Below are 18,382 nucleotides of genomic sequence, written 5' to 3'. Positions count from 1 at the left end.
ACAGGGAACGACGGCGATGGCTTGCTCAGCCGGGGGTCCTCCGCTGGCGCGGTTAAGAATGTCAGTGCCCCCTCTCATACTGTGGGTATGGATAACAGCACGGCTGCTGCGGAGGTGTTGGAGGCTATTGGTGCCTCTGCCTTAGCGCTGGCCGCCGAGCTGCGCAGGACCGCTGGCGCGGCTGTTCTTGATCCTGCCCCGGCGGGCGCTGATCCGTTGCCGCATCACGTTGACCCGCTTGGGGAGCAGGCGGCTGCGTTCCTGGACGGCCTGACCGGGGTGGCCGGGATGGAGGCCCGGCTTGCGGCGGTGAAGGTGCAGTTTGCCGCCGGTTACGCCGCGGCGGATGCGGCGATGGCGGGACCTGGTGAAAGCCCGCAGGACGTTGCCGTGCGGCAGATGTCCGTGACGGCGGAGGTGGCCGGTGCGCTGACCATCAGCGAGGGTGCGGCAGCGCGGTTGCTGGTTGAATCGGGCAGGCTGAGCACGGATCTGCCGGTGACACTGGCAGCTTTGCGGGCGGGGAGCATTTCCTGGCAGCACGCCCGGGTCATGTGCGATGAAACCGACGGGCTGGATCGGGCGGCTGCGGCGGCGTTGGAAGCGCACTTCCTGGATCCGGACGCGCCGGGGTTTGCGCGGGGTTGCCCGGCGGGGGAGCTGACCCCGGCGAGGTTCCGGGCCAAGGCACGGTATTGGCGGGAACGGCACCACCAGGACAGCATCGAAACCCGGCACCGCAACAGTGTGAAGGACCGGCGCCTGGAGTACCAGCCGGCCCGGGACGGCATGGCCTGGCTCTCGGCGTTCCTGCCCGCGGACCAGGCCGCCGGGATCTGGAACCGCTCCACCGCCGCCGCGCGCGCAGCCCAGGGCCCGACCGAGACCCGGACCCTGAGCCAGCTCCGGGCCGATGTCTTTTCCACCGGCATGCTCGGTCCCGTTTCGGGGATTGATGGCACGGGCGCAGCATTCTTCGCCGGCCTGGTGCCCGCAGGTGTTGGGGCCGCAGGTGTTGGGGCCGCGGGGGACGGGCCCGCTGCTGATGGGACGGCTCGTGATGTGCCGGCCGGTGTTGTGCCGTCCCCGAGGGCGCAGGTCCTGGTCACGGTTCCGGTCTTTTCGCTGCTCAGCCTCACCGAGGAACCGGCCACACTGGACGGCTACGGGCCCATTCCCGCCAGCATGGCCCGCCGGCTCGTCGCCGACGGCGCGAGATCGTTCCTGCGCGTGCTGACGGATCCGCGGGACGGGGCTCCGCTGGAGATCGGACGCACCAGCTACCGGCTCACTAAACCGATGCGCCAATGGCTGCGGCTCCGCGGTGCGCGGTGCACGTTCCCGGGCTGCAACAACCACTCCCTGGACAACGACGCCGACCACATCCTGGCCTGGGCAGCCGGCGGCACCACCGGCGTCGCCAATCTTGGCCAGCCGTGCCCGAAGCATCACCGCCTGAAACACACCACAGCGTGGACGCCGGTCGCCGCCACCCGCGAGAGCCCGCCAGGCTGGATCTCACCCACGGGACGGACCTACCCCACCGAATACCAGGACTGGGAACCACCCCACTGGCCAGACAGCCTCGAACCAGACAGCCTCGAACCAGACAGCTACGAGCCCGACAGTCACGAGCCCGACAGTCACGAGCCCGACAGTCACGAGCCCGACAGTCACGAGCCCGGCAGGCCCGACGACCTGGATCCGCCACTGCCTCTGGATCCCTGGCCCTACTGGTCCACACCCACAGCCGCCTGAGGGCATGTTCCCATGCCCGTTATTGATCAGGCCCGGGACCAGCGGTATTCGTTCTCGGGGCGGCCCGGCGCGCCGTACCGCGCCGTCCGGGAGACCGTTCCGGCGTCGGCAAGGTATTCGAGGTAGCGGCGGGCGGTAACCCTTGACATGCCCAGGGCGGTCATGACTTCGGTGGCCGAGACGGCGTCGGGCTGTTCCTTCATAAAGTCGCTGACGGCGTCGAGCGTTGAAGGGGCCAGGCCCTTCGGCAGCGGCAGCTCAGACGGAGCCCGCAGGCTCGCGAAAGCCTGGTCCACGTCGCTCTGCGATGCTGCCGCCTTCGCTGACCCCGCCTCCGGGCCCGCGAGCTGCTCGCGAAACTGCCGGTAACTCTCCAGTTTGTCCGCGAACGTCGCATAGGTGAACGGCTTGATGAGATACTGCACGACGCCGATCGACACTGCGCTGCGGACAATTGCCAGTTCGCGAACAGCCGTGATTGCGATGATGTCGGCGAAGTGCCCGGCGGAGCGCATCCGGCGCGCGATGTCGAGGCCGTGCAGGTCCGGCAGGTTCATGTCCAGCAGAACCAGTTCCACCGGGCTGCCGGCGGCCGAGAGCTCGGTGAGCATCCGAAGCGCGGACTGGCCGTCCGGGGCCGTGCCCGCCAGTGTGAAGCCGTCCGCCCTGCCCACGTAGGCGGCGTGGGCCGCAGCTGCGACGGGCTCGTCCTCAACGACGAGGACTCGGATGTCTGTCACGTGTGCTCCTCCGGGAGACTCGATGTGGCCGTGCTTGACGGCAATGTGCTTGAGTGCAATGCGCTTGGCGGAATGGTGTCTGCGTGCAGTGGGTCGGAAGCGATGCTGGCCGGGAGTGCGATGTGGAAGCGCGCCCCTCCGGCGCTGGAACTGCTGATGGTCATGGTACCTGCCAGGCGCTGGACGGCCTGTTTCACCAGCGCAAGGCCAAGGCCCCGCCCGAACGGCCCGGCGGTCTTGGTGCTGAACCCGTAGCGGAACACGTCGTCCACAGCTGTTGGGTCAATGCCCTGCCCCGAGTCCTGCACTGTGATGTCCAGGCCGCCGCGCGCCGTGTCCACCAGCAGCTCCACGCGCTTGGGTGCGGGGGCGTCCGCGGCGGCGTCGATGGCATTGTCCAGCAGGTTGCCGAGCACCGTGACGAGGTCCTGTACGGCCAGCTCTCCGCTGAGGGTCGGCCCGGACGCCTCGACCACCAGCTCCACGCCGCGTTCGTGGGCCTCGGCGGCCTTGCCCATGACGAGGGCGCTCAGCACGGGCTCCTGGACCGAACTGATCACGTCGTCCGTCAGCTGCTGGCTCAGCTCGAGGTCCTTTGTGGCAAAGTCCAGGGCCTCATCAGTCCGCCCCAGCTCCATCAGGGAGACCATGGTGTGCAGCCGGTTAGCATGCTCGTGGGTCTGCGCCCGGAGGGCATCGGAAAGCGTCCGCATGCTTTCCAACTCGGTACCCAGGGATTCGATCTCCGTGCGGTCTCGGATGGTGGCGACGGTGCCGAACACCGGGCCGCGCTGCCGTCCGGTGGAGGACCCTGGCCCCACTGCCGGGCGCTGGTTAACCACCAGTACGCCGTCATGGGTGAGGTGGATTTCGTCGTGGGCCGTGCGCCCCGATTCAAAGAGCTCTTTCAGGCTGGGCGCCAGGGGCAGGTCGGCGAGCAGCGGCGTGGCCGCGTGGTCGTCCTCCGCTTCCCGGGGTTCCAGTCCCAGCAGCTCTGCCGCCTGGTCGTTGTAGATGACCACCCGTCCGGCGGGATCTATCAGGACAACACCTTCCCGGACCGAGTGGAGTACTGATTCGTAGTAGGCAAAGAGCTGGGCGAGCTGCTCGGGACCCCAGCCCCTGGTCACCCGCCGGAGGTAGCGGCCAAGAAACCAGGACGCGAGCGATCCGCCTGCCAGCAGGGATCCGGAGACTGCCAGCAGCGCCGGCAGCCGGCCGGAAACGGCCACGTCAACAGTATTGACGGTCACGCCGGCCGCCACGAGCGCGCGGACCCCACCGCGGGCGTCCTTCACCGGGGCGATCGTACGCACCGACGGCCCGAGCGTTCCCGCAGTGATCTCGGTGAATACGTGGCCTTGGAGGGCCTGCTCGATCGAACCGATATAGGGGCGGCCCAGCTCCTGGTCCAGCGGGTGGGTCCAGCGCGTCCGGTCCGGCGCCATGATGGTGATGAAATCCGCTCCGGAATCGGCCATGACCTTCAATGCGTAGGGCTGCAGCTGCGCTGACGGATTCCCCGTCCCGGCGGCCTGCAGCACAAGAGGGTTGTCCGCAATGGATGTCGCCAGGGCGCCCATCCGGCGGCCGGCCTCTTCGTAGGCATGGTCCCGGGCGTCGACGAAGACGGCCGTCCCGACGATGGCCGTCAGGGCCAGCATGAACAGCAGGTTCGCCACGAACAGCCGCCTCGCGATGCTCCAGCGGTGGATCATCAACACCTCCCATGACCAATATGAACGCAACGGTGAGCCAAGTCACTCTGTGGCGAATGATGGAAATCACAAGGACCGACGCGCGGGGCCCAGAGATTGTGCCGAAGCGTCTCCAGATTATCCATAAGGAGAGACAAGATGGCTTCTCAACGAGGAGAGTCGGCAGTGCCGGCTAAAGCCGAGCGTAAGGGACTCGACAAGTCCCATTACCTGTACATTGCGGTCATCGCCGCAGTCGTTCTCGGCGCTCTGGTAGGACTGCTGTTCCCCGAGGTCGGAAAATCACTCAAGCCCCTCGGTGACGGCTTCATCAAGCTGATCAAGATGATGATCGCCCCGGTCATCTTCTGCACCATCGTGCTGGGCATCGGCTCCATCGCCAAGGCCGCCACCGTCGGCAAGGTCGGCGGGCTGGCACTGGGCTACTTCGTCGTGATGTCCACCTTCGCCCTGGCAATCGGCCTGGTCGTCGGCAACATCATCCACCCGGGTGAAGGGCTGGAGCTCGCGCCGTACGATCCCAACAAGAAGGCGGCCACGGACAGCACCGTTGACTTCCTGCTGGGCATCATTCCCTCGGACATTCCGGTGCTTCCCACCCTGCTCGCTGCCATCCTCGTCGGCTTCGCGCTGCAGAAGATGGGCCCGCAGGGCGCACCGATCCTGAAGGCGATCGGCCACGCCCAGGCACTGGTCTTCCGCATCCTGATCATGATCATGTGGCTTGCCCCGGTGGGTGCCTTCGGTGCCATCGCCGCCGTTGTTGGCGCAACCGGCTTCCAGGCCATCGTGAGCATGTTCACCCTGATGATCGCGTTCTACATCACCTGCGCGCTGTTCATCGTTGTGATCCTCGGCGGCCTGCTGCAGGTTGTCACCGGCGTGAACATCTTCAAGCTGATGAAGTACCTGGCCCGCGAATACCTGCTGATCTTCTCGACGTCCTCCTCTGAAGCGGCCCTGCCGCGCCTCATCGCCAAGATGGAGCACCTCGGCGTCTCCAAGCCGGTTGTCGGTGTGACGGTCCCCACCGGCTACTCCTTCAACCTGGACGGTACCGCCATCTACCTGACCATGGCATCGCTCTTCGTGGCCAACGCCATGGGTACCCCGCTGGACCTCGGCGCGCAGATCTCCCTGCTGATCTTCATGATCATCGCGTCCAAGGGCGCCGCCGGCGTCACCGGCGCAGGGCTGGCCACGCTCGCCGCCGGCCTGCAGGCCCACCGGCCCGAACTCCTGGGCGGGGTCGGCATGATCGTCGGCATCGACCGCTTCATGTCCGAGGCCCGTGCACTGACCAACTTCACCGGCAACGCCGTTGCCACCCTGCTGGTCGGCACCTGGGTCAAAGAGGTCGACGGCGAGCAGGTCAACCGGGTGCTGTCCGGCGAGGCACCGTTCGACGAGCAGACCATGGTGGCGCACCACCACGGCGTGGTAGAAACGCCGGAGCCTGCCGTACCGGCCAAGGCCTAGGTCCCGGGCCTAAGCCCCCGCGCCATACAACTGAAGGAAAACCGCCCGCACAGGCCCCCGCCTGTGTGGGCGGTTTCATTGCTGCCGGACAGACAACCTTCGACCTCAGGTACAAGGTAAAGGCTCAAACGCCATCAAAAGTCAAGGTCCACGGAATGCCGTGTCGGGCGCTGTAACCTTGGGGTGGAACAAGCAGGGGCGCTGGCAGACAGCGGCAGAAAATCACCGTCATCGAAAGTGTGGATAGATACGTGAGCAGCGAACAGGGTTCAGCAACTCTGGAAGGCACGGAACTCGACCTGGAAGACGCCGTCATGGGTCCCACAGGCCGCCCCCACCGCGAATTTCCGGAGCCCGCGCCGCTGTCCTCCCATGGACCGGCCCGCGTCATAGCCATGGTTAACCAGAAAGGCGGGGTGGGCAAGACCACCTCCACCATCAACCTTGCCGCAGCACTGGCCGAATACGGCCGCCGCGTGCTCCTGGTGGACTTCGACCCGCAGGGCGCCCTGTCCGCCGGGCTCGGCGTCAACCCCCATGAACTCGATCTGACCGTCTACAACGTCCTGATGGACCGCAAGATCGACATCCGCGAAGCCATCCACCGGACCGGCGTCGAGAACGTGGACCTGCTGCCCGCCAACATCGACCTCTCCGCGGCGGAAGTCCAGCTGGTCAACGAGGTGGCCCGCGAACAGGTCCTCGACCGTGCCCTGAAGAAGGTTGAGGATGACTACGACGTCGTGCTCATCGACTGCCAGCCTTCCCTCGGCCTGCTCACCGTCAACGCCCTGACCGCGGCCCACGGCGTGATCATTCCGCTCATCTGCGAGTTCTTTGCCCTGCGCGCGGTGGCCCTGTTGGTCGAAACCATCGACAAGGTCCAGGACCGACTCAACCCGCGGCTGCAGGTGGACGGCGTGCTGGCCACCATGTACGACGCCCGCACGCTGCACAGCCGCGAGGTCATCAGCCGCCTGGTGGAAGCCTTCGGGGACAAGGTCTTCGAAACCGTCATCAAACGCTCCATCAAGTTCGCTGACGCCACCGTGGCCGCCGAGCCCATCACGAGCTACGCCGGAAACCACGTGGGTGCCGACGCCTACCGCCGCCTCGCCAAGGAACTGATCTCGCGCGGCGGCGCGCCCTAGCCCGGATGACCGCAGAGCCGGCAGCGCCCCCCGCCGAGGCCAGGCGGTCCGGCTTCGAAGTACGGTTGGCCAACTTCAGTGGCCCCTTCGACCTCCTGCTGGGGCTGATCTCCAAACACCAGCTGGACATCACCGAGGTGGCGCTTGCCACGGTCACCGACGAGTTCATCCGGTACATCCGGAACCTCCAGGAACTGGGGGAGGAGTGGGCCCTTGACGAGGCAAGTGAGTTCCTCGTCATCGCTGCCACGCTGCTGGACCTGAAGGCAGCGCGCCTGCTGCCCGCAGGCGAGGTGGAGGACGACGACGACATCGCCCTCCTCGAGGCGCGTGACCTGCTCTTTGCCCGGCTGCTGCAGTACAAGGCCTTCAAGCAGGTCGCCGCTCTGATGGACGCAACACTGGAACTTGAGGCCCGGCGCTATCCGCGGCAGGTCGCCCTCGAGGAACACTTCGCCGCCATGCTGCCGGAACTGGTCTGGAAGCACAGCCCTGCGCAGTTCGCGGCGCTGGCCGAGGCCGCTCTCAAGCCCAAGGACCCGGCGCCGACGGAGGTCGGTGTGGCCCACCTGCACGGGAGCGCGGTGAGCGTCCGCGAGCAGGCGGAGCTGATGGGGCTGCGGCTGCAGGATGGCAGGCCCCTGACCTTCCGTGCCCTGATAGCCGACGCCGAATCCACCCTCGTTGTGGTGGCCCGCTTCCTGGCCCTGCTGGAATTGTTCAGGGACCAGGTGGTGGCCTTCGACCAGGTGGCGCCGCTTGGCGACCTGACAGTGCGCTGGACCGCGGCCGGCAACGGATGGACCGCGGAGCACCTGAGCGAGGAATACGAGGAGCAGCGATGACGGATCCAATTGAGGGCCGGGAACGCGCCGCGCTTGAGGCGGTGCTGATGGTGCTGGACGAGCCCACCTCTGCCACCGACCTCGCCGCCGGACTCAACCTGACGGTGGCCGCCGTCGAAGCGCTGCTGCTGGACCTGCAGCGCGACTATGACGGCTATACTGTTAAAGCCCTGGATATGGAAACTGGCAGTAATGGACCTAAGCATAACGTCGCTTCCAGCCCCCGGGGTTTTGAATTGCGGAATGTCGCCGGAGGCTGGCGCATCTACTCACGGGCTGAATTCGCCGACGTCGTCGGTGCTTTCGTCCTGGAGGGACAGACGGCCAGGCTGACCCAGGCGGCGCTTGAGACCCTCGCCGTCATCGCGTACCGGCAACCGGTATCCCGGGCAAGGGTGTCTGCAATTCGTGGAGTCAACGTTGACTCTGTTGTGCGGACGCTGACCCAGCGTGGACTGGTCGAGGACGCCGGAACGGATCCGGAGTCGGGCGCTGTCCTGTACCGCACGACGTCGTATTTCCTTGAACGCATGGGAATCGGCTCGGTGGCTGAGTTGCCTCAGCTTTCACCCCACCTTCCGGGGCTTGAAGGAATTGAAGAGTTCTACGACGCCGGAAGAATGTAGGCGGCACGCCTGCGAAGCAGTTTTTACCAGGGCAGATTTATTCTGCACGGCTGGCTAGTGTTGTCCTTGGACAACCTTTGCCGGTCAAAATCACAGAGGACGGGTCATGACACAGGCGGGACGCCAGGGTTCACCACGTAACAGCTCCGGACGCAAAGGTCCGGACAACGCCGCGCGGGGCGCGGCACAAGGCCGCGGGCCAGTACAGGGTCGCGGCGCGGGCGCCGGGAAGCGCGACTTCCCGAAGGGGGGCGACCGCCCCTTCAGCGACCGCACCTACAAGGCCAAGCCCCGCGAGGAGCGCTTCGTCGATCCCGACGAGGCACCTGCCGGCCGCCGGCCCGCAGGCGACTGGAAGCCGGGCACTAAGGCCCCCGCATCCAGGACAGGTGCATCCAGGACGGGTGCACCCAAGGCAGGCGCGCGCAATGCCGCCGCTGCCCGGAAGCCCGGAGCCAACAGGGCTCCCGGCACGCCGGGCGCGCTGAAGCCCAAGTCGGGCGCCCCCAAGACCGCGGGGTCGCGCGCCTTCGGCAGCGAACGCTTCGGCCAGAACCTGGGACCGGTCCGCCGGCCCTCCCGCAACCGCGGTCCCCGCGCCGAGGTGCCGCAGTCGGAAGTCCACGACGCCGACGGCGTCCGCCTGCAGAAGGTCATGGCCTCCGCCGGCGTCGCCTCCCGGCGCGTCTGTGAAGACATGATCGCCGAGGGCCGCGTGGAGGTCGACGGCAAGGTCGTCACCGAGCTCGGCGTCCGCGTCGACCCCAAAACAGCAGTCATCCACGTGGATGGCCTCCGCATCCAGCTCGACGACACGCTGGTCTACATGGTCTTCAACAAGCCCAAGGGCGTGGTGTCCACCATGGAGGATCCCGAAGGCCGGCCGTGCATCAGCGACTACATCCGCAACAACCAGGGTGAACGGCTCTTCCACGTCGGGCGCCTTGACGTCGCCACCGAAGGCCTGCTGCTGCTGACCAACGACGGCGAGCTGGCCAACCGGCTGACCCACCCGTCCTACGAGGTTCCCAAGACCTACCTGGTCCAGGTCCGTGGGCCGTTCCCGCAGGGCATTGGCACACAGCTTAAGGATGGCATCGAACTGGAGGACGGATTCGCGTCCGTCGACTCCTTCCGGCTGGTCGACTCAACCCCGGGCCACGTGCTGATCGAAGTGGTGCTGCACTCCGGCAAGAACCGCATTGTCCGGCGTCTGTTCGACGCGGTTGGTTTCCCGGTGCTGCGCCTGGTGCGCGTCAAGGTCGGCCCCATCGGCCTGGGCGACCAGCGCCAGGGAAGCATTCGCAACCTCGGCAAGCAGGAAGTCGGCCACCTGCTGGCATCCGTGGGGCTGTAAGGGATGTCGGCTTTCCGTACGCACGGCCGGGGGCACCTGAACGGGCCGGTCGTTGTTATCGGCACCGGCCTGCTCGGCACCAGCATCGGCCTCGGCCTGCGCGGCCGCGGCGTTGCCGTCTACCTGTCGGATCCCTCGCCCACCAACCAGGCAGTCGCCGTCGACATCGGCGCAGGCCTCCCGCTGGCGGCCATGAAGGACGAAAGTCCTGAACTGGTTGTCGTCGCGTCGCCGCCGGACGTGACCGCGGACGTTGTGGAACGTGCGCTGGCAGACTACCCGGACGCCACCGTCGTCGACATCGCCAGCGTCAAGGCCGCGATCCTGCACGACCTGCGCAGCCGCGGCGCGGACCTCAGCCGTTACGTGGGCACACACCCCATGGCCGGACGCGAGAAGTCCGGCCCGGTCGCGGCCCGCGGCGAGCTCTTCACCTCCATGCCGTGGGTCGTGTGTCGCACCGAAGAGTCCTCGGCCGGAGCTGTCCAGGCTGCGCAGGCGCTGGCCACCGACCTCGGTGGCCTCGTTTCGCAGTTCACGGCCGAGGAACATGATGGGGCCGTGGCCTTGGTCTCCCACCTGCCCCAGGTGATGTCCTCGCTGCTGGCGACCCGTCTGCAGGACACCCCGCTGCACGCCCTCTCCCTCGCGGGAAACGGGCTACGCGACACCACCCGGATCGCAGCCAGCGACCCCACGCTGTGGGTCCAGATCCTGGGTGCGAATGCCGGCAAGGTAGTGGAGATCCTTTACGGTGTGCGAGATGACCTCAACCGGCTGATCGGAACCCTGGAAGACCCCGCGGCCGCCGGTGCCCGCCTTGACCTGGCGCAGCTGATGAGCGAAGGCAACGCCGGGCAGGCCCGGATTCCGGGCAAGCACGGCGGACCGCCGCAGGCGTATTCGTGGCTCACGGTACTCGTGGACGACCGCCCGGGCCAGATCGCCAGGCTCCTGACCGAGATCGGTGAGATTGGCGTCAACCTCGAAGATCTCCGCCTGGACCACTCCTCGGGGCAGAATGTGGGCATGGTGGAGATCTCCGTGCTGCCGAGCGCGCATGACCTCCTTGTAGAAGCACTAAGCGACCGTGGATGGCGGGTACTGCAGTAATGACACAGGAACTGACCGAGACTTTGCCTGCCCTCCGGCTGGGCCGTCCGCTCGTGGTGGCCATCGACGGGCCGTCCGGCTCCGGAAAGTCCAGCGTCAGCAAGGAAGTGGCCCGCCGCCTCAGCCTTGCCTACCTGGACACCGGCGCCATGTACCGCGCCCTCACCTGGTACTGCCTCGACCGCGGAACGGACCTCGCTGACGCCTCCGCCGTCGAACTGGCTGCCGAAGAACTGCCGCTGGACATCAGCACCAGCCCGCACGCCGAGTACGTGCGGGTCGATGGCACCGACGTTACAGACGCCATCAGGGAACCGGCGATCTCTTCGTCCGTCAGCGCCGTCGCCACCACGCTCGGTGCCCGGACGGAACTTATCCGCCGCCAGCGCGCCCTGATCGAAAAACACAACCGCCGCATGGTGGTGGAGGGCCGGGACATTACCACCGTCGTTGCCCCGGCTGCCCAGGTCCGCATGCTGCTGACCGCCAGCGAGGAGGCGCGGCTCCGCCGCCGCGGCATCCAGCTCGGCGGAACGCAAAGCGCCGAGCAGTTGGCAGCCCAGGTGACCCAGCGGGACGCGAAGGACTCCACCGTGGTGAACTTCACCCAGGCGGCGGACGGTGTGGTGACGCTGGATTCGTCGGAACTGGATTTCGAGGAAACCGTGGCCGCCGCGCTGCGCATCGTCACCAAGGTCATCAACCATGAGTGATTCCGCCCGGATGCCAGGTACCGGAGTTCCGGGCACCCGGGTTCCGGAGACGGGTCTCCCTGGTGCGTGGACCATGGCGTGGAGCCGGCCCGTCGGCCGGTTCCTGAACAACGTCGTCTACCGCACCTCCGTCACCGGGCGCTCCAACGTTCCGGCCTCGGGCCCGGTGATCTTCGCAGGAAACCACATCAGCCTCCTCGACGGACCCGTCATGTTCGGCGCCTCGCCCCGGAGCATGCACATCCTCGTTAAGAAGGAGATGTTCAAGGGCTTCCTCGGCCGCGTGCTGAGGGCGTCGGGCCAGCTTCCGGTTGACAGGGCGGGGGACCGCTCGGTCCTGCAGCTCAGCAAGGACGCCCTCGACGCCGGCCGCTGCATCGGCATCCTGCCGGAGGGAACCCGGGGGAGCGGCACCGCAGCCGGCATCAGTAACGGGGTGGCATGGCTCGCCCTGAACTCCGAGGCCGTCGTGGTGCCGGTGGCCATCCTTGGCACACGGCAGGGCGGCGAACACCTGGGCAGCATCCCGAAGCCGGGCCGCCGGCTGCACGTCAGCTTTGGCCAACCCCTCGCCGTCGGCCGCAATCCGGGCGAAACCGGGCGTGCTTCAATGGACAGGGCGGCCACGGAAATCCGCGACACCCTGGCCGCGCACGTTCGTGACACTGTCCGGCTCAGCGGGCTGTCCTTGCCCTCCGCGGATCATCCGCACCAACGTTCCACCGCAGTAGCCGGACAGCCGGCAGACCATCATTAAGGAAAGTGCAATGAGCGATACGACTCAAACCTCCGGCCACTCCGGCGCCGGCGAAGACGAATACACGCCCACCGGCACCGACCAGGTGGCTGAACATCTGGCGGCCCTGGACGACGACGAGGCGGAGCTTCGCGCCGCTTCCCTCCGTGCCGGACTGGACGACTACGAACTCGACGAGGACGACGCCGCGCTCCTCAGCGGACTGCACGACGAGGACGAACTGGAGGGCCCGCTCAAGCTGGACCCCGTGCTCGCCATCATCGGCCGCCCGAACGTCGGCAAATCCACCCTGGTCAACCGCATCCTCGGCCGACGCGAGGCGGTCGTTGAAGACACCCCGGGTGTAACGCGCGACCGCGTGATGTACTCGGCGAACTGGAACGGCAGGAACTTCACCGTCGTCGACACCGGCGGCTGGGAGCACGATGCCCGCGGCATCCACGCCCGCGTGGCGGAACAGGCCGAAATGGCAGTGGAGCTGGCGGACGCCGTGCTCTTCGTCGTCGACTCGGCCGTGGGCGCAACCGCCACCGACGAAGGCGTCATGAAGATGCTCCGCCGAAGCAAGAAGCCCGTCATCCTTGTCGCCAACAAAGTGGACGACTTCGTGCAGGAAGCCGACTCCGCAGTCCTGTGGGGCCTGGGCTTCGGCGAGCCGTACCCCGTCTCCGCGCTGCACGGCCGCGGTGTCGCCGACATGCTGGACCACGTCATGGACACCCTGCCGGAGTTCTCCACCGTTGAGGGCGTCGAACGCTCCGGCGGCCCGCGCCGGATTGCCCTGATCGGACGTCCCAACGTGGGCAAGTCTTCCCTCCTGAACAAGCTGGCCGGCTCCGAGCGTGTGGTGGTGGACAACACCGCCGGCACTACCCGCGACCCGGTTGACGAATTCATCGAGCTCGGCGGCCAGACCTGGCGCTTCGTGGACACCGCCGGCATCCGCCGGCGCCAGCACATGGCGCAGGGCGCCGACTTCTACGCCTCCCTCCGGACCCAGAGTGCGCTGGAAAAGGCGGAGGTCGCCGTCGTTCTTCTTGCCGTGGACGAGGTGCTCAGCGAACAGGACGTCCGCATCCTGCAGCTCGCCATCGAATCGGGGCGTGCCCTGGTGCTCGCGTTCAACAAGTGGGACCTGCTGGACGATGAACGCCGGCGGTACCTGGAACGCGAAATCGAGCAGGACCTGGCGCATGTGGAGTGGGCGCCACGTGTCAACATCTCCGCCAAGACCGGCTGGCACAAGGACCGCCTGGTGCCGGCCCTGGAGCTGGCGCTGGAAAACTGGGACCGGCGCATTCCGACCGGACGGCTCAACGCCTTCCTGGGCGAGCTGGTGGCGGCACACCCGCACCCGGTCCGCGGCGGCAAGCAGCCCCGCATCCTGTTCGGCACGCAGGCCTCCAGCCGGCCGCCGAAGTTTGTCCTGTTCACCACCGGTTTCCTGGACCCGGGCTACCGCCGGTTCATCACCCGCCGCCTGCGCGAAACCTTTGGCTTCGAGGGAACGCCCATCGAAGTCAGCATGCGTGTGCGTGAAAAGCGCGGCAAGAAGCGTTAATTACGACACACCGGGCGGCGAATGCCGGAAAGTGTCACTGGCACCCTCCGGAATCGTGTAAGCTCTTCTAGGTGGTTCGGCCGGACTGCTTAGATGAAATTCCTCGGAACATTCATCTGGCGGAGAACGGCGGAACTGACGGGCTGTAGCGCAGCTTGGTAGCGCACTTGACTGGGGGTCAAGGGGTCGCAGGTTCAAATCCTGTCAGCCCGACCACAACAAAACCCCGCCAACCCAAACTGGGTTGGCGGGGTTTTTTTGTGCACGCCCGACGGCGGAACGGGTTTAAGCGGTGAGCCCTACTTGAGGAAGCGGGATGTTCTGCGGTCGGCCAGGATCTTGCCGTTTGTCTGGCAGGTGGGGCAGTACTGCAGTGCAGTGTCCGCGAAGGACACCTCCCGGACCGTGTCCCCGCATACCGGGCAGGGCTGGCCGGCGCGGCCATGCACATTCATCCCGCTTCGCTTCGCGTCCTTGAGGTCGGCGGGCGCCTTCCCCCGGGCCTGCGCCACCGCGGCTCCCAGGACGCTGTGGATGGCGTCGAACAGGACCCCGACCTTCGCCGGCTCCAGGGCATTGGCCATGGCGAACGGGGAGATTTTCGCTGCGTGCAGGATTTCGTCGCTGTAGGCGTTTCCGATGCCGGCGATGACGCTCTGGCTGCGCAGCACACCCTTGATCTGGTGCGGGTGGCCAGCCAGGATCTCGGCGAACATCTCCCGGCTGAACGCGGGAATCAGCGGATCCGGGCCCAGGTCGGCGATGCCGGGAACGTCGCCGGGCTTCCGCACCACGTAGACTGCCAGGCCCTTCTTGGTGCCGGCCTCGGTCAGGTCGATGCCCATCTTCCCGCCGTCCGCCCCGGCAAGGTGCAGCCGGGCCGCGATGGGGCCCTTGCCGGGCCGTAGCGGTTCGGGCGATGGTTTTTCGGTGTAACGGACCCAGCCCGCCCTGGCGAGGTGGAAGACGAAATGCAGGCCGTCGGCGTCAATGCTGACGAACTTCCCGAACCGCTCCACGCCGGTGATGGTTCGGCCCGCGAGGGCCGTGTAGGGCGGGTCGGCCGTCTTGAGCACGGCCACGGACAGGATCTGCAGCTTCTCCAGCACCGCGCCGCGCAGCCGCGTGTCGAGGAACGTGCTCAGTGCGGCCACCTCGGGTAGTTCCGGCATGGCACCACTTTGCCACACAGGATGCCGGATTGGGCGGTTCCCGCGGGGCATAATGGCACATCCGGCGGCCAAGGAGTTGTGCATATACTTTCAACCGGTGGCTGTTCCCGACGCCTCCGTTGACATTGGTGATTGACCCGATGAAAGGCCCCTGATGAGCAACATTCCCTCTGATCTGTCCTACACCGCCGAACACGAATGGGTGAGCGCACCGAACGCCGATGGTGTGGTCCGCGTGGGGATCACCGACTTCGCCCAGGACGCCCTCGGAGATGTCGTCTACGCCCAGATGCCCGAAGTTGGCACCACTGTTAAGGCAAACGACGTCGTGGGTGAAGTTGAGTCCACCAAGAGCGTCAGCGACATTTACGCCCCCGTCTCCGGCGAGATCGTGGCCCGCAACGAGGCACTGGACAGCGATTCCGCACTCATCAACTCCGATCCCTACGGCGACGGCTGGCTCATCGAAGTCAAGCTCGCCGAGCCTGATGCAGTGGATTCCCTGCTCAGTGCATCGGAGTACGAACAACAGGTAGGCTAAAGCTAACCGGTCCCGCTGCCCGGCCACCGGAGTCCAGCAATGGGGTCCAATGGCCGGACGGCGGGCGGCATAACGGAGCTGCCAGGCAGTTCCGGACGGTACGCGTTGATTGCAGGGGGACATCTGCAACGAAGGAGGAGGATTCCATGGTTGGCGGCGAACAGAACCACACCAACGGCAATTACGGCACAGGTGCGGGCAGGGCCTCGGAAACCACCTCGATCAACCTCACTCCGGTTCATCATGACGAGCCCACAATCGTCCCCAAGCTCTCCCCGGAGGAACGCTCCGCCGTCGAGGCGCTGCCCTCCGGCTCCGCCCTGCTCGTGGCCCATAGCGGGCCGAACTCAGGTGCACGATTCCTCCTTGACTCCGATGTCACCACGGCCGGGCGGCACCCGGACGCTGATATTTTCCTCGATGACGTGACGGTGTCCCGCCGCCACGTCGAGTTCCGGCGCACGCCGCGGAGCTTCGAGGTGGTGGACACCGGGAGCCTGAACGGCACCTACGTCAACCATGACCGCGTGGACAGCGTGGAACTGAGGTCCGGAAACGAAGTCCAGATTGGCAAGTTCCGCCTCACCTTCTACCTGAGCCCTGCCCGCGCAGCAGGACGCGTCTGATTCGGAGCGGCTGCCTGTGGCAATGGCACAACCGGAGCGCCGGGGACCACTGGTCCTGAACATCGGGGAAGTGCTCGCTCAGCTGAGCGATGACTTTCCGAGCATGACGGCGTCGAAAATCAGGTTCCTTGAGGAAAAGGGGCTCATCAATCCCCGGCGTACGCCCGCGGGCTACCGGCAGTACGCCGACAGCGACGTCGAACGGCTCCGCTTCGTCCTGTCGCTCCAGCGCGACCAGTACCTGCCGCTGAAGGTCATCAAGGACTACCTTGACGCCATCGACAGGGGCGAGCGGCCCGAGAACCTTCCCCCCGGCGTTACCGTGTCCCCGCGGATCGTCTCGGATGAGCTCGCAGCGGAACTGCAGAACAAAGCGCGCAGGCTCAGCGAGGAGCAGCTGCGCGCGGAGTCGGGGGCCAGCGTTCCGCTGCTGCAGTCCCTGCTCAGCTTCGGCCTCATCGGGCACACCGACGGCAAGTTCGACGAGCACGCCCTCCAGGTGGCCCGCGCCTGCGTCCAGCTGGAGAGCCACGGCCTGGAGCCGCGGCACCTCCGGCCCTTCCAGGCGGCCGCGGAACGCGAGTTCGGACTCGTGGAACGCGCCGTGGCCACCCTGACCTCGCGCAGGGACGCCGCATCGCAGGCCCGCGCGGCGGAAGCCGCCCGGGAAATCAGCGACCTTTGCCTAACCCTGCACCGGGCCCTTGTCCAGGACCGTATCTCGCGGATGGAAATCTGATGATCGAAGTCGAGATTGTGGGCGTCCGCATCGAACTGCCCTCCAACCAGCCTCTGGTTCTGCTTCGCGAGATGCACGGGGAACGGCACGTTCCCATCTGGATAGGGACCCCCGAGGCAAGTGCCATCGCGCTGGCCCAGCAGGGCGTGGTACCGCCGCGGCCCATGACGCACGACCTCCTGGTTGACGTCGTCGAGACCCTTGGCCATTCCGTGGTCAGCGTGAACATCGTTGCCGTGGAGGACAACATCTTCTACGGCCAGCTCCAGTTCGACAACGGGGCCACAGTGAGCTCCAGGGCGTCGGACGCCCTGGCCATCGCGCTACGCGCCAAATGCCGGATCTGGTGCGCTGACTCCGTCATGGACGAGGCCGGCGTGCGCATTACCGAGCATGACGAGGGCGAGGACACGGAGCCCGGCCCCACCGTGGATGAAGAGCGTGAGCTGCGCAGGTTCCGGGAGTTCCTGGACGACGTCGAGCCGGAGGATTTCGACGGCTAAGGTCACGTTAAGGTTAAAGTTAAGGCTGAAACTTTCGACACGCCCCACTAATCATGCGAACGTCTTTGACCTTGGGCCACGGCAGGCCTAACGTCGAAGGTACCAAGTTCCCATTGCATACGACAGCGGCGCAAGTCACACTGGAAAGTGCTACTCCGGCCGAATTACAAGCATGAATTTCATCCGGACTTCATGCGCGTAGCAGCTGTTGCGGCAACTTCCTCAGGGGAGCTCATGACAAGGAGGATCCACGTGAGTCCGAAAGGCGAAGCAGGCGAGCTGAAGCAGCCCTCGACGGCCGGCGTTGCCGTGCCCGCAAGCGGTGCTCAGGGCCTTCTCTTCACTGAGGATCTCCCGGTTCTGGACGAGGATGCCGGCTACCGCGGGCCCACCGCCTGCAAGGCCGCCGGGATCACCTACCGGCAGCTTGACTACTGGGCCCGCACCGGCCTGGTGGAGCCGGCAGTCCGCGGAGCAGCGGGCTCGGGTTCCCAGCGGCTCTACGGTTTCCGCGACATCCTGGTCCTGAAGGTGGTCAAGAGGCTGCTGGACACCGGCGTATCGCTGCAGCAGATCCGCAGCGCCGTGGAGCACCTCCGTGAACGCGGCGTCGAGGACCTGGCGCAGATCACCCTCATGAGCGACGGCGCCAGCGTCTACGAATGTACGTCCGCGGACGAGGTCATCGACCTCGTGCAGGGCGGCCAGGGCGTGTTCGGAATCGCGGTCGGCCGCGTGTGGCGCGAAGTCGAGGGAAGCCTCGCCTCGCTGCCCAGCGAGCACGCCGGCGAACAGACGTTCCCGGACGACGAACTCAGCAAGCGCCGCGCGGCACGCAAGATCGGCTAACAGCGCCAGCCACGAGATGTACGCAGAAGGGCGCCGCCCCGCAGGGGGGGGGGCGTCGCGGGGGCAGTACGCGTCGGTGGGGTGCCGCGGGGGGGGCCGCCCGGCGCGGGTATCGGGCGCGCCGGCGGCGGCGG

The 18,382-nt window shown here is 66.6% G+C and carries 18 protein-coding genes and 1 tRNA gene; 16 read left to right on the top strand and 3 right to left on the bottom strand.

Annotated elements, in window-relative coordinates; all coding sequences use genetic code 11:
• Positions 1-87 precede the first annotated feature (87 nt).
• Positions 88-1,758, top strand: a complete 1,671-nt coding sequence (locus ACFRAU_RS16105) for a DUF222 domain-containing protein (protein ID WP_378000663.1) — start codon at positions 88-90, stop codon at positions 1,756-1,758.
• Positions 1,759-1,784: 26 nt separating this feature from the next.
• On the opposite strand, the gene ACFRAU_RS16100 is transcribed toward ACFRAU_RS16105, so the two are convergent.
• Together ACFRAU_RS16100 and ACFRAU_RS16095 are read right to left on the bottom strand one after the other, a co-directional pair.
• Positions 1,785-2,498, bottom strand: coding sequence for a response regulator (locus ACFRAU_RS16100; protein WP_378000662.1), 714 nt, complete (start codon positions 2,496-2,498; stop codon positions 1,785-1,787).
• Positions 2,495-4,216 carry an ATP-binding protein gene (locus tag ACFRAU_RS16095; RefSeq protein ID WP_378000661.1) on the bottom strand — a complete coding sequence of 574 codons (1,722 nt, stop codon included), beginning with the start codon at positions 4,214-4,216 and terminating at the stop codon, positions 2,495-2,497. The genes ACFRAU_RS16100 and ACFRAU_RS16095 overlap by 4 nt, the downstream gene beginning before the upstream one ends.
• A gap of 138 nt (positions 4,217-4,354) precedes the next feature.
• Between ACFRAU_RS16095 and ACFRAU_RS16090 the strand changes: the two genes are divergently transcribed.
• From ACFRAU_RS16090 to ACFRAU_RS16045, 10 genes are all read left to right on the top strand, one after another.
• Entirely contained in the window at positions 4,355-5,695 is a 1,341-nt protein-coding gene (locus tag ACFRAU_RS16090) for a cation:dicarboxylate symporter family transporter (RefSeq protein WP_377997771.1), read from the top strand.
• 251 nt (positions 5,696-5,946) lie between these two features.
• Positions 5,947-6,846, top strand: coding sequence for a ParA family protein (locus ACFRAU_RS16085; protein ID WP_377997770.1), 900 nt, complete (start codon positions 5,947-5,949; stop codon positions 6,844-6,846).
• Positions 6,847-6,851: 5 nt separating this feature from the next.
• Positions 6,852-7,691, top strand: coding sequence for a segregation and condensation protein A (locus ACFRAU_RS16080; protein WP_377997769.1), 840 nt, complete (start codon positions 6,852-6,854; stop codon positions 7,689-7,691).
• Entirely contained in the window at positions 7,688-8,317 is a 630-nt protein-coding gene (locus ACFRAU_RS16075) for an SMC-Scp complex subunit ScpB (RefSeq protein WP_378000660.1), read from the top strand. Before ACFRAU_RS16080 ends, ACFRAU_RS16075 begins: the two co-directional genes overlap by 4 nt.
• 106 nt (positions 8,318-8,423) lie before the next feature.
• Positions 8,424-9,674, top strand: coding sequence for a pseudouridine synthase (locus tag ACFRAU_RS16070; RefSeq protein WP_378000659.1), 1,251 nt, complete (start codon positions 8,424-8,426; stop codon positions 9,672-9,674).
• A gap of 3 nt (positions 9,675-9,677) precedes the next feature.
• The gene (locus ACFRAU_RS16065) at positions 9,678-10,787 is read left to right on the top strand and encodes a prephenate dehydrogenase (protein WP_378000658.1); all 1,110 of its coding nucleotides are present in this window, start codon (positions 9,678-9,680) and stop codon (positions 10,785-10,787) included.
• Positions 10,787-11,500 carry a (d)CMP kinase gene (cmk, locus tag ACFRAU_RS16060; protein WP_377997765.1) on the top strand — a complete coding sequence of 238 codons (714 nt, stop codon included), beginning with the start codon at positions 10,787-10,789 and terminating at the stop codon, positions 11,498-11,500. Before ACFRAU_RS16065 ends, cmk begins: the two co-directional genes overlap by 1 nt.
• Before the next feature lie 73 nt (positions 11,501-11,573).
• Complete coding sequence (locus ACFRAU_RS16055) at positions 11,574-12,257, top strand: lysophospholipid acyltransferase family protein (protein WP_378000678.1); 684 nt, start codon at positions 11,574-11,576, stop codon at positions 12,255-12,257.
• 10 nt (positions 12,258-12,267) lie between these two features.
• Positions 12,268-13,818: a ribosome biogenesis GTPase Der gene (gene der, locus ACFRAU_RS16050; protein WP_377997764.1), complete on the top strand. Its 1,551-nt coding sequence runs from the start codon at positions 12,268-12,270 to the stop codon at positions 13,816-13,818.
• A 139-nt stretch (positions 13,819-13,957) separates the two neighbouring features.
• Positions 13,958-14,034 (top strand) — tRNA-Pro (locus ACFRAU_RS16045).
• An 83-nt stretch (positions 14,035-14,117) separates the two neighbouring features.
• Here ACFRAU_RS16045 and ACFRAU_RS16040 read toward each other — a convergent pair.
• A complete protein-coding gene (locus ACFRAU_RS16040) occupies positions 14,118-14,990 on the bottom strand; it encodes an Fpg/Nei family DNA glycosylase (RefSeq protein WP_377997763.1) in 873 nt (290 codons plus the stop codon).
• A 154-nt stretch (positions 14,991-15,144) separates the two neighbouring features.
• Here ACFRAU_RS16040 and gcvH point away from each other — a divergent pair, with 154 nt between their 5' ends.
• The 5 genes from gcvH to ACFRAU_RS16015 all read left to right on the top strand — a co-directional run bounded on the left by gcvH (position 15,145) and on the right by ACFRAU_RS16015 (position 18,248).
• Positions 15,145-15,531: a glycine cleavage system protein GcvH gene (gcvH, locus tag ACFRAU_RS16035; RefSeq protein WP_306922252.1), complete on the top strand. Its 387-nt coding sequence runs from the start codon at positions 15,145-15,147 to the stop codon at positions 15,529-15,531.
• A 146-nt stretch (positions 15,532-15,677) separates the two neighbouring features.
• Complete coding sequence (locus tag ACFRAU_RS16030; RefSeq protein WP_378000657.1) at positions 15,678-16,157, top strand: FHA domain-containing protein; 480 nt, start codon at positions 15,678-15,680, stop codon at positions 16,155-16,157.
• Positions 16,158-16,179: 22 nt separating this feature from the next.
• The gene (locus ACFRAU_RS16025) at positions 16,180-16,896 is read left to right on the top strand and encodes a MerR family transcriptional regulator (protein ID WP_353713277.1); all 717 of its coding nucleotides are present in this window, start codon (positions 16,180-16,182) and stop codon (positions 16,894-16,896) included.
• Positions 16,896-17,399 carry a bifunctional nuclease family protein gene (locus ACFRAU_RS16020; protein ID WP_377997760.1) on the top strand — a complete coding sequence of 168 codons (504 nt, stop codon included), beginning with the start codon at positions 16,896-16,898 and terminating at the stop codon, positions 17,397-17,399. Before ACFRAU_RS16025 ends, ACFRAU_RS16020 begins: the two co-directional genes overlap by 1 nt.
• Before the next feature lie 252 nt (positions 17,400-17,651).
• On the top strand, positions 17,652-18,248 hold the full coding sequence (locus ACFRAU_RS16015; protein ID WP_003801807.1) for a MerR family transcriptional regulator: 597 nt from the start codon (positions 17,652-17,654) through the stop codon (positions 18,246-18,248).
• The last annotated feature ends 134 nt before the right edge of the window (positions 18,249-18,382 follow it).

This window comes from Arthrobacter sp. NPDC056691 (genome assembly GCF_042791415.1).
Classification (GTDB): domain Bacteria; phylum Actinomycetota; class Actinomycetes; order Actinomycetales; family Micrococcaceae; genus Arthrobacter.
This window is presented reverse-complemented; position numbering and strand designations above follow the sequence as displayed.